The following is a 12,779-nucleotide window of genomic DNA, read 5'->3' as shown; positions in this document are numbered from 1 at the left end:
CGGATGGCGTCGGTGATGAAGGGGACTGGCCCCTAGCCAACTGACGGAGGCATGTGTCATGGCCGCTAATCTCAAGCTGGTGGATGATAAGGAAATGAACGCAGACCGTCAGAAGGCGCTCGACGCCGCTCTCGCGCAGATCGACCGGGCCTTCGGCAAGGGATCGGCGATGAAGCTCGGGCAGAAGGAAACGATGCAGGTGGAAACGATTTCCACCGGCAGTCTGGGGCTTGATATCGCGCTGGGCGTGGGCGGCCTGCCCAAGGGGCGGGTGATCGAGGTGTATGGGCCGGAAAGCTCGGGCAAGACCACGCTGTCGCTGCACGTCATTGCCGAAGCGCAGAAGAATGGTGGCACTGCGGCGTTTGTCGATGCCGAACACGCGCTCGACCCGGTTTATGCCAAGAAGCTGGGCGTCGATATTGACGAGCTGATCGTGTCGCAGCCCGATACGGGCGAGCAGGCGCTCGAAATCGTCGATACGCTGGTGCGCTCGAACGCGATCGATGTGCTGGTGGTCGATTCTGTCGCCGCACTGGTGCCGCGCGCCGAGATCGAAGGCGAGATGGGCGACAGCCATGTCGGCCTGCAGGCGCGGCTGATGTCGCAATCGCTGCGCAAGCTGACCGGCTCGATCAACCGATCGAAATGCATGGTCATCTTCATCAACCAGCTGCGGATGAAGATCGGGGTGATGTACGGCAATCCGGAAACCACCACCGGCGGCAATGCGCTCAAATTCTATGCCAGCGTCCGTCTGGACATTCGCCGCACCGGCCAGATCAAGGACCGCGACGATATCATCGGCAACAGCACGCGGGTGAAAGTGGTCAAGAACAAGGTCGCCCCGCCGTTCAAGCAGGTCGAGTTCGACATCATGTATGGCGAGGGGATCTCCAAGATCGGCGAAATCCTCGACCTTGGCGTCAAGGCCGGGCTGGTCGAGAAGTCGGGTTCATGGTTCAGCTATGATAGCGTCCGCATCGGCCAGGGTCGCGAGAACGCCAAGCAGTTCCTCAAGGAAAATACCGAGATGTGCGACCGGCTCGAGGCTGCCATTCGCAGCCGCACCGACGAAGTCGCCGAGGAGATGATGACAGGCCCTGACGCGGAGGACTGACACGTCTCTTCAAGCGGGCCGGGCGCTGATGGCTCGCGCCCGGAGAACCGGGAAGCCGGCCGCTGCCATCCTTGCGGGAATGGCGGGGCCGGCTTTTCGCTGGGTAACCCCTTTGAACTCCGCCTGTCGCGCGCACTGCCCGGTTCGGTCGCACAACCGAAGTTTGTCCCTGACCGTACACTTGCCGCGCGCGATGTACGCTTTATGGCCCCACCTGATGGATAGCCGGGCTAACAACGAGACATCCGCAGCATGACCGGAACAAGCGAGTGGCAGGACCGGGTGGGCCGGAGCTGGGCTGCGGAATGGCGCCGCACCGACCGCTCGTTTGCGGGTTTGACCGAACAATTGCTGTCGCGGCTTGCCCCGTTCGAGTTCAACCGTGCGCTCGATATAGGGTGCGGCGCGGGTGAATTGTCGATTGCGCTCGCCCGCAGCCATCCCGGCGCCGCCATCCTCGGCCTCGACGTCAGCGTTGATCTGGTGGCTGCCGCCACCGCGCGTGGCGCTCAATATCCCAACCTTGCCTTCGAACGGGCCGATGCCGCCATCTGGCGCCGCGCGGGGGAGCCCGCCGACCTGCTCGTTTCGCGGCACGGGGTGATGTTCTTCGCCGATCCGGTGGCCGCTTTCGCCAATCTGCGCGCAAATGCCGCGCCCGGTGCGCCGCTCGTCTTTACCTGTTTCCGCAGCGCAGCCGAAAACGAGTGGGCTTCGGGTCTGACGCGCTTGCTACCCTGCGGGGTTTCGGCGCCCGAACCCGGCGCACCCGGACCGTTCGCGTTCGCCGATCCCGATCACGCCGGCGGCCTCCTCGCCGAAGCCGGGTGGCAGGATATTGCCTTCGAGCCGGTCGATTACGCCTATATCGCCGGCGCGGGCAGCGACCCGGTGGCTGATGCCACCTCGTTTTTCCTCGCCATTGGTCCCGCGGCGCGCGTTGCGGCGGAATTGCCGCCCGCGCAGCACGGTGCGTTCACCGAACGGCTCGGCCATTTTCTGCAGATGCACCGCTCGGGCGATCTGGTCCTGTTCGACGGCGCCGCCTGGCTGGTCACCGCACGCGCCTGATTGGGGGCAGCGGGGCCCTACCGCCACGGGAAACCGCCTTGTCGCATCGCGGGTGAACGCTTAGGTGCGCCCCATGCTGTCGACCAACGAAATCCGCCGTTCCTTCCTCGATTATTTTGCCGGCACCGGCCATGCCGAAGTGCCGAGCGCGCCGCTGGTACCGTATAACGATCCGACGCTGATGTTCGTCAATGCGGGGATGGTGCCGTTCAAGAATGTCTTCACCGGGCTCGAGGCGCCGTCATTTCCGCGCGCGACCAGCAGCCAGAAATGCGTCCGCGCCGGGGGCAAGCACAACGATCTCGACAACGTCGGCTACACCGCGCGGCACCACACCTTTTTCGAGATGCTGGGCAATTTCTCGTTCGGCGATTATTTCAAGGAACAGGCGATCCACCACGCCTGGACCTTGCTGACGCGCGAATGGGGGCTGCCGGCCGACAAGCTGCTGGCCACCGTCTATCACACCGACGACGAGGCGTTCGCGCTGTGGCAGAAGATTGCCGGGCTGCCCGAACACCGGATCATCCGCATTCCGACCAAGGATAATTTCTGGGCGATGGGCGATGATGGCCCGTGCGGCCCCTGTTCTGAAATCTTTTACGATCACGGCGAGCATATTGCCGGTGGTCCGCCCGGTTCGCCGGACGAGGATGGCGATCGCTTCATCGAGATCTGGAACCTTGTCTTCATGCAGTTCGAGCAGACCGCCGGCGAGATTACCGGCGAGCTCCCCAAGCCGAGCATCGACACCGGCATGGGCCTCGAACGGGTCGCTGCGGTGCTGCAGGGCGTGCATGACAATTATGATACCGACACGTTCCGGGCGCTGATCGCCGCCTCGGAAAGCCTGACCGGCGTGGCGGCGGAGGGCGAGCAGCGCGCCAGCCACCGTGTGATTGCCGACCATCTGCGCTCGACCAGCTTCTTGCTGGCCGACGGGGTGCTGCCGTCGAACGAAGGGCGCGGCTATGTGCTGCGCCGCATCATGCGCCGCGCAATGCGCCATGCGCATTTGCTGGGTGCGAAGGATCCGCTGATGCACCGTCTGGTGCCCGCGCTGGTCGCCGAAATGGGGCAGGCCTATCCTGAGCTCGGCCGGGCGCAGCCGCTGATCGAGGAGACGCTCCAGCGCGAGGAAGTGCAGTTCCGCCGCACGCTCGCCAACGGGCTGAAGCTGCTTGATGAGGCCACCGCGACGCTGGCCGCGGGTGGCGAATTGCCCGGGGAAACCGCCTTTCGGCTCTACGATACCTACGGCTTCCCCTACGACCTGACCGAAGACGCGTTGCGCCCGCGCGGGATTGCGGTGGACCGCGCCGGCTTCGATGCCGCGATGGCGCAGCAGAAGGCTGCCGCGCGCGCCGCGTGGAAGGGCTCGGGCGCGGCGGCTGACAGCGAGGTGTGGTTCGACATTGCCGAGCGCGAAGGGGCGAGCGAGTTCACCGGCTATACCGCCACCACCGGCGAAGCGCAGGTCGTCGCGCTGGTGCAGGGCGGCGCCGAGGTGCGCGAGGCAGGCGCCGGGGCCGAGGTCATTGTAGTCACCAATCAGACCCCGTTCTATGGCGAGAGCGGCGGGCAGAGCGGGGATGCCGGGCGCATCTGGACCAATGCCGGGATGGAGATGACGGTCGAGACGACTGACAAGCCGCTCGGCCGGCTGCACGCGCATCGCGGCCGGGTCGAGGCGGGCACGATCCGCATAGGCGACATGGTCCGGCTCGACATCGATGTGGAACGGCGCGACGCGATCCGCGCGAACCATTCGGCCACGCACCTGCTTCACGCCGCTTTGCGGAACCGGCTGGGCGAGCATGTCACGCAAAAGGGCTCACTGGTCGCGGCCGAACGGCTGCGGTTCGATTTCTCGCATCCAAGCGCGCTTAGCGCTCAGGATATCGCGGCGATCGAGGCTGAGGTGAACGCCGAAATCCGCCACAACGAGCCGGTCACCACGCGCTTGATGAGCCCCGACGAGGCGATCGAGGCCGGGGCCATGGCGCTGTTCGGCGAGAAATATGGCGACGAGGTTCGCGTGCTCAGCATGGGCCGTTCGAACTGGAACGAGAGCGGGCGCAATTTTTCGGTCGAATTGTGCGGCGGCACCCATGTGAACGCAATGGGCGATATCGGCATTTTCCGGATTGTTTCGGAAAGCGCGGTGAGCTCGGGCGTGCGGCGGATCGAGGCGCTGACCGGCGAAGCGGCGCGCCAGTGGCTCGTCGGGCGCGAGGACGCGCTCAAGAACGCTGCCGGTCTGCTGAGGACAAGCCCCGATGAGGTGGAACAGCGGATCGCCGCGCTGCTGGACGAACGGCGCCGGCTCGAGCGGGAACTGGCCGACGCCAAAAAGGCGCTCGCGCTGGGTGGCGGCGCCGGCCCGGCGGCGGCAGTGAATAGCGACGAGGAGATCGCTGGCATCACCTTCACCGGCCAGGTCATGCAGGGGCTCGATGCGCGCGAATTGCGCGGCCTGCTCGACCAGGCGAAAGCCCGCATCGGCAGCGGGATCGCGGCGCTGGTGGCCGTCAATGACGGGCGCGCCGCGATCGCGGTCGCGGTGACCGACGATCTCGTCAGCCGGTTCGATGCGGTGGCGCTGGTTCGGGCCGGCGTCGAGGCGCTGGGCGGAAAGGGCGGGGGCGGTCGCCCCGACATGGCTCAGGGCGGAGGGCCCGATGCCGGCGCGGCTGATGCGGCATTGCAGGCAGTGCGCGAGGCGATCGGCTCGGCGGCGGGCTGACCCGCGCGCCGACCGTCAACCCGGCCTTACTGGCGGTGCATACTCTTGCGCTGCAAATGGTGTTCTGAGCCCTGCGGCACGTCGGGCCCGCGCTTCGCCGCGTCGTTGCCGAACTTGCCATCGTCCTGCTGATGCTGAGGCTTGAACTTTTCCGCATTGCTTTCGGGTTTGGTGACGTCTTCGGGATGGGACATGGTTGGCTCCTTTCCCGACCAACGGTCGAGCGGGCCATCGGTGCCACCGCTCAACTTTCCAGCGTGCGGGTGCGCAATCGGGGCTTGTGATCGAGCGCAGCCTCGCGCTGAATGCGGGTGCGGAACTCGTCGCGCTTTTCGTGGATCGAGGCGATCACCGGCCCCATCGCCACGCCGAGATCAACCAGTGTCGCCTCGGCCAGTTGCAGCGAACTTTCGAGCGTTTCGGGCACCGCATGGGTCGCGCCCGCGCGATACAGCGCCGCTGCATGGGCGGTGTCACGGGCGCGGGCGATGATCAGCAGGTCCGGGTGGGCGCGGCGCAGCAGCGTCGTCAGCCGCTCGGTCAGCACCGGCTGATCCATCGTCAGGACCACCGCGGCGGCGTGCGACACGTTCAGCGAAGCCAGCACGCGTTCGCGTCCGGCATCGCCAAAAACCGCGCGATACCCGTCACGCCGGGCGCGCTCGACCAGCACCGCGTCACTGTCGATCATGACATATTCGCGGCCATGTGCGCCGAGCATCTGGGCAATCAGCCTTCCCACGCGGCCCGCGCCGATGATGATGGTCGGGGCGGCGTCGGGGTCCGGTTCGGGAATCGTCGCGACCGGTTCCACCCGCCGCCCGACATGGCGGCCCAGCTTGGCCAGGAGCGGCGTGATGGTGAGGCCAATGGCGGTGACGATCTGCCAGAACTGCGCCGTGCCGGGCTGGATCAGCAGCGCGGCGCTGGCCGCCGACAGCACGATCAGGGTCGTCTCCGACGGGCTCGACATCAGCAGCCCGGTTTCGACAGAGGTGCCCCGGCGCGCACCCATGAGCCGAAGCAGCAGCCCGGTCACGACCGCCTTGAGCGCCACCACCAGCACCACTGCGGCGGCGATGGTGCCGATATTCTCCCACACCACCACCAGATCGATGCTCATCCCGACGGTGATCAGGAATACGCCCAGCGCCAGCCCCTTGAACGGCTCGATGATTGCTTTGACCTCGCCGTTATAGTCAGTTTCGGCAATCAGCAGTCCGGCGAGCAGCGCGCCGACAATCGGTGACAGGCCGACCGCCGCAGTCACCAGCGCGGAGACGATCACCACCAGCAGCGATGCGGCAAGGAACAGTTCGGGGCTCTTGGTACGCGCCGCCTGGCCGAACAGCAGCGGCAGCGTAAAGCGCCCGACCACCAGCAGCGCAGCGATGACCGCCGCTCCCATCCACAAGGTGTCGAGCAGTCCTGCCCAGCCTTCATTGCCCGCATTGGGCGCCATCGCACCCAGCAGGAAGATGATCGGAACGATCGCGATATCTTCGAACAAGAGCATAGCCAGCGCGGCCTTGCCGACCGGGCTGGTGGTACCGGATATCGGCAGCACGATCGCGGTGGAGGACATGGCCAGCGCCAGCCCCAGCGCGAGCGCACCGGTCCAATATTGCCCCAGCATCGACAAGGCGACCGCGACGATCGCGCCGATCACCAGCAGTTCGAGCGCGCCGAGCCCGAACACCATGCGTCGCAGCTTCCACAGGCGCGAAAACGATAGTTCGAGCCCGATCGTGAACAGCAGCAGGATGATGCCGAATTCGGCGAAGGGTTCCAGCGCATGGGGATCGGCAATCGTCAGGTAGCCAAGCCACGGGCGGTCGGGCACCAGCCGGCCCAGCCCGAATGGCCCGAAGGCGATGCCGACGAGGATGAAGCCGATTACCGGCGTGATGCGGAAACGGGCAAAGACCGGGATGACCACCCCGGCGGCGCCAAGAATGACCAACGCGTCGGCCAGCGCTGGGGTATAGAGCGTTTCGCCTGCCATCGCCCGTCCCTATCGGGCGCGGCGCGGGCTGTCATGGTGTCAGTCAGCGCGGCGAGGCGATTTTCTCGCGGATGCGGAAACGGTAGGCGGATGGGGCAATCGTCTCCGCTTCGGTCCGATCGGGTTCAACGCCGACCAGCTCAACGCCGTGGTCCGCGCGCGGATCGGGGCGGCCCAGCTCAAGCTCGACCGTTTGCGCGGGCACGGTGCCGAGTTGTGCCGAAATCCGCACCCGTCCGGCCCACACGCAGCGCACATTGGCCGGACAGCGGCTGTCGTCCAGCACGGCGGTGGGACGGACCGGGATGGCCAGCGTGCGGGTGACTTCGCCGAGGCGCACCGTCTCGCTGCGGGCGGAGGGGCCGGGGTCGGGCGTCGCCGCGCCGCCTGCCAGCACGCATCCGCCGAGCACGGCGGCAAGCGGCAGGGCCAAGGCGATTCGCGGCGTCATCTCAGCCAGTGTGCCGGATGCGCTCCACCGCTTCAATGGCGGCCGCAATCGCCTCCGCGCGGCCCAGGGCAGAGGTGTCGATCAGCACCGCGTCGGGCGCGGCGGTCAGCGGGGCGGCCGCGCGCTCGCGGTCGCGCGCGTCGCGCCGCCGCAGATCGTCGGCGATCTGGTCGAGCGTCGTTCCGGCGCCCGCCTGCTGCATTTCGCGCCAGCGACGCTCGGCCCGCGCGGCGACGCTGGCGGTGACGAACAGCTTAACCTCGGCCTCGGGCGCAATGACTGTGCCGATATCGCGCCCGTCGAGCACCGCACCGCCCGGTTGCAAGGCAAAGGCGCGCTGCCGCGCATAGAGCGCTTGGCGCACGGCGGCATGGACCGAGACGCGGCTCGCCAGCCCGCCAGTGGCTTCGTCGCGGAGCCGGGGTTCGGCCAGCAAAGCGGCGGGAAATTCGCACGCCGCCAGCGCATCGGCCGGATCGTCGGGATCGCCGCCGTGCTGCGCCACCTGCCAGCCGACCGCGCGATATAGCAGCCCGGTGTCGAGATGCGGCAGGCCGTAATGCGCGGCCAGCGCCTTGGCGATGGTGCCCTTGCCAGAGGCGGTGGGGCCATCGACAGCGATGATCATTGTGCCACCCCGCAGGTCTGGTCGAGCAGAGTGTCGAAGGTCGGGAAGCTGGTGGCGATGGGGGCGACATCATCGACCGTCACGCCATCACGCGAGGCAAGACCGGCAATCGCCATGCTCATTGCGATGCGATGGTCGAGCAAGGCGGCGATCGGGCCGCCACCCGGCAGCGGCGCACCGCCGGTGCCGTCGATGATCAGCCCGTCGGGTGCCTCCTCCACCGTGGCGCCGATGGCGGTAAGGCCGCCGGCCATCGCTGTCAGCCGGTCGCTTTCCTTGACCCGCAATTCTTCCAGCCCGCTGGTCGCGGTGCGCCCTTGCGCGCAGGCGGCCGCCACAAACAATGCAGGGAATTCGTCGATCATGCTGGGCGCACGGGCCGGGTCGACCGTGACGCCGCGCAACGCGGAGTGCCGCACGCGCAGATCGGCCACCGGTTCGCCGCCGACCGTGCGCCGGTCAAGCTGCTCGATCGACCCGCCCATGTCCCGCAACACCTCGAAGAGTCCGGCGCGGGTGGGGTTAAGGCCAACATTCTCGATCAGCAGATCGCTCCCCGGCACGATCAGCGCGGCGACGGCGAAGAACGCCGCCGAGCTGGGGTCGCCCGGCACGTCTAGCTGCTGCGGATTGAGGTCCGCCTCGCCGCGCACGCTGATGATGCGGGCCCCATCGGCCGCGTCTTCGACGGTGAGCTCAGCGCCAAAGCCGGCCAGCATCCGCTCGGTATGATCGCGCGTGGGCACCGGCTCGATCACGCTGGTGATGCCCGGCGTGTTGAGCCCGGCCAGCAGCACCGCGCTTTTCACCTGCGCGCTGGCGACGGGCAGGGTGTAGCTGATCGGCACAGCCGGCAGCGCCCCCTCGACGATCAGCGGCAGCCGCCCGTCATGGCTGGCGTGAACGGTGGCGCCCATCTGTTCGAGCGGGCTGATCACGCGGCCCATCGGGCGGCGCGACAAGCTGGCATCGCCGGTAAAGCTGGCGGTGATCCCGTGGCTCGCCACCAGCCCCATCAGCAGCCGGGTGGAGGTGCCGCTATTGCCCATCTCGAGCGGCCCGTCGGGCTGCAGCAGGCCGCCCACGCCGACGCCGTGAACGCTCCAGGTGCCGTCAGCCTCGCGCGTGATCTCCGCCCCCATCGCCCGCAGGGCGGCCGCTGTGGCGAGCACGTCCTCGCCCTCGAGCAGGCCGGTGATCCGCGATTCGCCCACCGCCAGCGCGGCCAGCATCAGCGCGCGGTGGCTGATCGACTTGTCGCCGGGCACGGTGATGCGCCCGGTCAGCGGGCCGCGCGGCCGATAGGTGCGGGGGGTGGGGGAGAGGGCAGACACGGGATATTTCCTGGCGCAGGGGCCACGATTGGGCGGGGCGATGCGCGCTGCTTTTGACAGTGGCATTGCCCTATGGCAAGGCGCGCCCCGCGCCCGGGGCCGGGCCGCCCGGTCTTGCAGCCGGGCATGGCCGCCCCCATCAAGCGATAAACAGAGTTTCCACCGTTGCCCGGCCGGGTGGCGGGTCAGGCAAGGAATGGTCATGGTCAAGGCAGAATGGGGCACCAAGCGTTCGTGCCCGAAGTGCGGCACCCGCTTCTACGATCTCGGCAAGGACGAGCCGGTCCAGTGCATCGAATGCAGCGAGCAGTGGTTCCCCGAACCGGTGCTGAAATCGAAGCAGCCGATCCCGTTCGACGATCCGAAGAAGGCCGACAAGGAAGCCGATGCCGACAGCGATCTGGGCGGCGATGATCTCGACGATATCGACGTCGATGACGATCAGGCCTCGCCCGATGCCGATGTCGATCTGGGCGGCGATGACGACCTCGGTGTCGACACCGGCAATGACGAGGACGAGGATCACTGATCCCCGCAACCACGCGTTCCAGATTGGGCTTGATTTGCGTTTGAGCCGCCCATAAAGGGCTGCTTCCCGGCTCCCAGGCCGGAACATCGATGGAACGGGGCCGTAGCTCAGCTGGGAGAGCGCTACAATGGCATTGTAGAGGTCAGGGGTTCGATCCCCCTCGGCTCCACCATCGGATAAAGAGTTCTGAAAGCACGCTGGCTGACGAGGTTTCGTCCGCCGGCGTTTTTCGCATGATGCCCGGCAGTGTGTCGGCGCAGGAGATGGTGTGATGTTCGACAGCCTGTCCGATCGTCTTGGCGGCGTGTTCGACCGCCTGCGCGGCCGCGGCGCGCTGTCCGAACAGGATGTGCGCGATGCGATGCGCGAGGTGCGCGTCGCCCTGCTCGAAGCCGATGTCGCGCTGCCGGTGGTGCGCCGGTTCATCTACAATGTGACCGAAAAGGCGATCGGGCAGGAAGTGCTGCGCTCGGTCACGCCGGGCCAGCAGGTGGTCAAGATCGTCAGCGACGAGCTGACCGAGATGCTCGGCGGCGACGATCAGCCGGGCCTGACGCTCGACGCGCGCCCGCCGGTGGTGATCATGATGGTCGGCCTGCAAGGCTCGGGCAAGACCACCACCACGGCCAAGCTGGCGCGGTTTATCCGGGAAAAGCACGGCAAGAAGGCGCTGATGGCGTCGCTCGACGTCAATCGCCCCGCCGCGCAGGAACAGCTCGCCGTGCTCGGCACGCAGGTCGATGTGGCGACGCTGCCGATCATCGTTGGCCAGCAGCCGGTCGATATTGCCCGTCGCGCGGTCGAAAGCGCGCGGCTCCAGGCGGTCGATGTGCTGCTGCTCGACACCGCCGGCCGGCTCCATGTCGATGATGCGCTGATGGCCGAGATGAAGGCCGTGGCGGCCATCGCCCAGCCGGTCGAAACGCTGCTGGTGGTTGATTCGCTGACCGGGCAGGACGCGGTTAACGTCGCGCAGAGCTTTGCGGGCGAGGTCGATCTGACCGGTGTTGTGCTCACCCGGATGGACGGCGATGCGCGCGGGGGTGCGGCGCTGTCGATGCGGCACGTCACCGGCAAGCCGATCAAGTTTGCCGGCACCGGCGAAAAGCTCGACGCGCTCGAGGCGTTCAATCCCTCGCGCGTGGCCGGGCGCATCCTCGGCATGGGCGATGTCGTCAGCCTGGTCGAACGCGCTGCCTCGGTGGTCAAGGAAGAAGAGGCCGAGGCGCTCGCCAAGCGCATGGCCAAGGGGCAGTTCGATCTGAACGATCTGCGCACCCAATTGCGCCAGATGACCCAGATGGGCGGCCTCGGCATGCTCGCCGGGATGCTGCCGGGCATGAAGAAGGCCAAGGCCGCGATGGCCGAAAGCGGGGTGGATGACCGGCTGCTGCTGCGGATGGACGCGATCATTGGCTCGATGACCCCGGCCGAGCGCGCCCGCCCCGAATTGCTCAACGCCAAGCGCAAGCGGCGCGTGGCGGCCGGGTCGGGCACCGACGTGCAGGACGTCAACCGTCTGCTCAAGATGCACCAGGAAATGTCCCGCGCGATGAAGCAGATCCGCAAGATGGGCGGCCTCAAGGGGCTGGGCGCGTTGTTCGGCAAGGGCGGCATGGGCGCGGCAATGCCGGGGCTCGGGCCGGGCTTGGGCGGCCTGCCCGGCGCTGGCAGCCTGCCCGGTTTGCCCGGCATGAAAAAGTGATTTTTGAACAGGTTACATCAGAAAGGTAAGTTGAAATGGCAGTTGCAATCCGGTTGTCGCGCGGCGGCGCCAAGAAGCGTCCGTATTATCGCATCGTTGTGGCCGACAGCCGCAGCCCGCGCGACGGCAACTATCTCGAGCAAATCGGCACCTACAACCCGCTGCTCGCCAAGGATGATATGAACCGCGTCAAGCTGAACGAGGATCGCGCCCGTTACTGGCTGGGCGTCGGCGCGCAGCCGACCGACCGCGTCCACCGGTTCCTCGACGCGGCGGGCGTGCTCGAACGCGCCGCGCGCAACAACCCGAAGAAGGCCGAGCCGGGCGAAAAGGCCAAGGAACGCGCCGAAGAACGCGCCGCCAAGGCTGCCGAAGCCGAGGAAGCCGCCAAGGCGGCCGAGGAAGAGGCGAACGCTCCGGCTGAAGAAGCTGCCGCTGAAGTAGCGGCGCCGGCCGAGGATGCTGCTCCGGCCGAGGAGGCTGCCGCCGAGGACGCCGCTCCTGCCGAGGACGCTCCTGCTGCGGACGAAGCGCCCGCCAGCGAAGAACAGGCCGAAGGCTGAACCCTGCCATGACCGACCGCCCCGTCACGCTGGCCGCCATTACCGGCGCGCATGGCGTGGCGGGCGAGGTCCGGTTGAAACTGTTCGGCGAAAGCATCGAGAGCCTAGGCGCGCACCGGCTGTTCAATGGCGGCGCAATGCAGCTCGAAAAGCTCCGCAGCGACCATAAGGGCGGGGCGGTCGCCCGCTTTGCCGGCGTCACCGACCGCACCGCGGCCGAGGCGCTGCGTGGCACCACGCTCAGCGTCCCGCGCTCCTCCCTCCCGGCGCTGGAGGAGGGCGAGTTCTATCATGCCGACCTGCTCGGCCTGCCCGTGACGAGCGATACCGGCACAGCCGTCGGCACCGTCATCGCGGTCGAGAATTTCGGCGCCAGCGACATTATCGAGATCAAACGCCCCGATGGGCGCAGCTTCATGGTGCCGCTGACCCCGGCGGCGGTGATCGGCTGGAGCGATAGCGGGCTGACCCTCTCGCACCATTACGACCAGCCCTGAGGCGGGCGCGCCAAATACGCTGTGGCGCAAATCCCACAGCCGGAGGCCGCCAAGCCGCCATTCTTCATCCTGTCACACAATTCACAGTGCTGTCACCGCCGTGTCAATCGCGCGCAATGAAAGCGGGCCA

The 12,779-nt window shown here is 67.2% G+C and carries 12 protein-coding genes and 1 tRNA gene; 8 read left to right on the top strand and 5 right to left on the bottom strand.

All coding sequences use genetic code 11. The annotated features are described in order from the left end of the window. Nucleotides 1–58 precede the first annotated feature (58 nt). The 3 genes from recA to alaS all read left to right on the top strand — a co-directional run bounded on the left by recA (nucleotide 59) and on the right by alaS (nucleotide 4,937). Nucleotides 59–1,120, top strand: coding sequence for a recombinase RecA (gene recA / locus ILT46_RS05405; protein ID WP_199503627.1), 1,062 nt, complete (start codon nucleotides 59–61; stop codon nucleotides 1,118–1,120). Nucleotides 1,121–1,372: 252 nt separating this feature from the next. After that, entirely contained in the window at nucleotides 1,373–2,191 is an 819-nt protein-coding gene (locus ILT46_RS05400; protein WP_199503626.1) for a class I SAM-dependent methyltransferase, read from the top strand. Nucleotides 2,192–2,264: 73 nt separating this feature from the next. Next, on the top strand, nucleotides 2,265–4,937 hold the full coding sequence (gene alaS / locus ILT46_RS05395) for an alanine--tRNA ligase (protein WP_199503625.1): 2,673 nt from the start codon (nucleotides 2,265–2,267) through the stop codon (nucleotides 4,935–4,937). A gap of 26 nt (nucleotides 4,938–4,963) precedes the next feature. Here alaS and ILT46_RS05390 read toward each other — a convergent pair whose 3' ends face one another. The 5 genes from ILT46_RS05390 to aroA are packed head-to-tail and all read right to left on the bottom strand — an operon-like array spanning nucleotide 4,964 to nucleotide 9,355. Beyond that, complete coding sequence (locus ILT46_RS05390; protein ID WP_199503624.1) at nucleotides 4,964–5,131, bottom strand: hypothetical protein; 168 nt, start codon at nucleotides 5,129–5,131, stop codon at nucleotides 4,964–4,966. Nucleotides 5,132–5,181: 50 nt separating this feature from the next. After that, nucleotides 5,182–6,942 (bottom strand): cation:proton antiporter domain-containing protein, encoded by a 1,761-nt coding sequence (locus ILT46_RS05385; RefSeq protein WP_199503623.1) that lies wholly within the window; start codon nucleotides 6,940–6,942, stop codon nucleotides 5,182–5,184. A 43-nt stretch (nucleotides 6,943–6,985) separates the two neighbouring features. Continuing rightward, entirely contained in the window at nucleotides 6,986–7,393 is a 408-nt protein-coding gene (locus ILT46_RS05380) for a hypothetical protein (protein ID WP_199503622.1), read from the bottom strand. A gap of 1 nt (nucleotide 7,394) precedes the next feature. Beyond that, nucleotides 7,395–8,021, bottom strand: coding sequence for a (d)CMP kinase (locus ILT46_RS05375; protein ID WP_199503621.1), 627 nt, complete (start codon nucleotides 8,019–8,021; stop codon nucleotides 7,395–7,397). Then, a complete protein-coding gene (aroA, locus tag ILT46_RS05370) occupies nucleotides 8,018–9,355 on the bottom strand; it encodes a 3-phosphoshikimate 1-carboxyvinyltransferase (RefSeq protein WP_370592347.1) in 1,338 nt (445 codons plus the stop codon). Before aroA ends, ILT46_RS05375 begins: the two co-directional genes overlap by 4 nt. Nucleotides 9,356–9,557: 202 nt before the next feature. Here aroA and ILT46_RS05365 point away from each other — a divergent pair, with 202 nt between their 5' ends. The 5 genes from ILT46_RS05365 (at nucleotide 9,558) to rimM (ending at nucleotide 12,649) form a co-directional block, all read left to right on the top strand. After that, on the top strand, nucleotides 9,558–9,884 hold the full coding sequence (locus ILT46_RS05365) for a TIGR02300 family protein (protein WP_199503619.1): 327 nt from the start codon (nucleotides 9,558–9,560) through the stop codon (nucleotides 9,882–9,884). Nucleotides 9,885–9,980: 96 nt separating this feature from the next. Next, nucleotides 9,981–10,056 (top strand) — tRNA-Ala (locus ILT46_RS05360). Nucleotides 10,057–10,155: 99 nt separating this feature from the next. Continuing rightward, on the top strand, nucleotides 10,156–11,589 hold the full coding sequence (ffh, locus tag ILT46_RS05355; protein ID WP_199503618.1) for a signal recognition particle protein: 1,434 nt from the start codon (nucleotides 10,156–10,158) through the stop codon (nucleotides 11,587–11,589). Nucleotides 11,590–11,624: 35 nt separating this feature from the next. Further along, nucleotides 11,625–12,152 carry a 30S ribosomal protein S16 gene (rpsP, locus tag ILT46_RS05350; RefSeq protein ID WP_199503617.1) on the top strand — a complete coding sequence of 176 codons (528 nt, stop codon included), beginning with the start codon at nucleotides 11,625–11,627 and terminating at the stop codon, nucleotides 12,150–12,152. An 8-nt stretch (nucleotides 12,153–12,160) separates the two neighbouring features. Further along, entirely contained in the window at nucleotides 12,161–12,649 is a 489-nt protein-coding gene (gene rimM, locus ILT46_RS05345; RefSeq protein ID WP_199503616.1) for a ribosome maturation factor RimM, read from the top strand. Nucleotides 12,650–12,779 lie beyond the last annotated feature (130 nt).

It is taken from the genome of Qipengyuania sp. YIM B01966, assembly GCF_016461955.1.
GTDB lineage: Bacteria > Pseudomonadota > Alphaproteobacteria > Sphingomonadales > Sphingomonadaceae > QFOP01.
Note: the sequence above shows the minus strand (reverse complement) of the source record. Positions and strands in the feature narration are given on the sequence as shown.

Bases quoted from the DNA above. Each gene is read 5' to 3' on its own strand.
- recA (WP_199503627.1), top strand. From the start codon at position 59: ATGGCCGCTAATCTCAAGCTGGTGGATGATAAGGAAATGAACGCAGAC.
- ILT46_RS05400 (WP_199503626.1), top strand. From the start codon at position 1,373: ATGACCGGAACAAGCGAGTGGCAGGACCGGGTGGGCCGGAGCTGGGCT.
- alaS (WP_199503625.1), top strand. From the start codon at position 2,265: ATGCTGTCGACCAACGAAATCCGCCGTTCCTTCCTCGATTATTTTGCC.
- ILT46_RS05390 (WP_199503624.1), bottom strand. From the start codon at position 5,131: ATGTCCCATCCCGAAGACGTCACCAAACCCGAAAGCAATGCGGAAAAG.
- ILT46_RS05385 (WP_199503623.1), bottom strand. From the start codon at position 6,942: ATGGCAGGCGAAACGCTCTATACCCCAGCGCTGGCCGACGCGTTGGTC.
- ILT46_RS05380 (WP_199503622.1), bottom strand. From the start codon at position 7,393: ATGACGCCGCGAATCGCCTTGGCCCTGCCGCTTGCCGCCGTGCTCGGC.
- ILT46_RS05375 (WP_199503621.1), bottom strand. From the start codon at position 8,021: ATGATCATCGCTGTCGATGGCCCCACCGCCTCTGGCAAGGGCACCATC.
- ILT46_RS05365 (WP_199503619.1), top strand. From the start codon at position 9,558: ATGGTCAAGGCAGAATGGGGCACCAAGCGTTCGTGCCCGAAGTGCGGC.
- ffh (WP_199503618.1), top strand. From the start codon at position 10,156: ATGTTCGACAGCCTGTCCGATCGTCTTGGCGGCGTGTTCGACCGCCTG.
- rpsP (WP_199503617.1), top strand. From the start codon at position 11,625: ATGGCAGTTGCAATCCGGTTGTCGCGCGGCGGCGCCAAGAAGCGTCCG.
- rimM (WP_199503616.1), top strand. From the start codon at position 12,161: ATGACCGACCGCCCCGTCACGCTGGCCGCCATTACCGGCGCGCATGGC.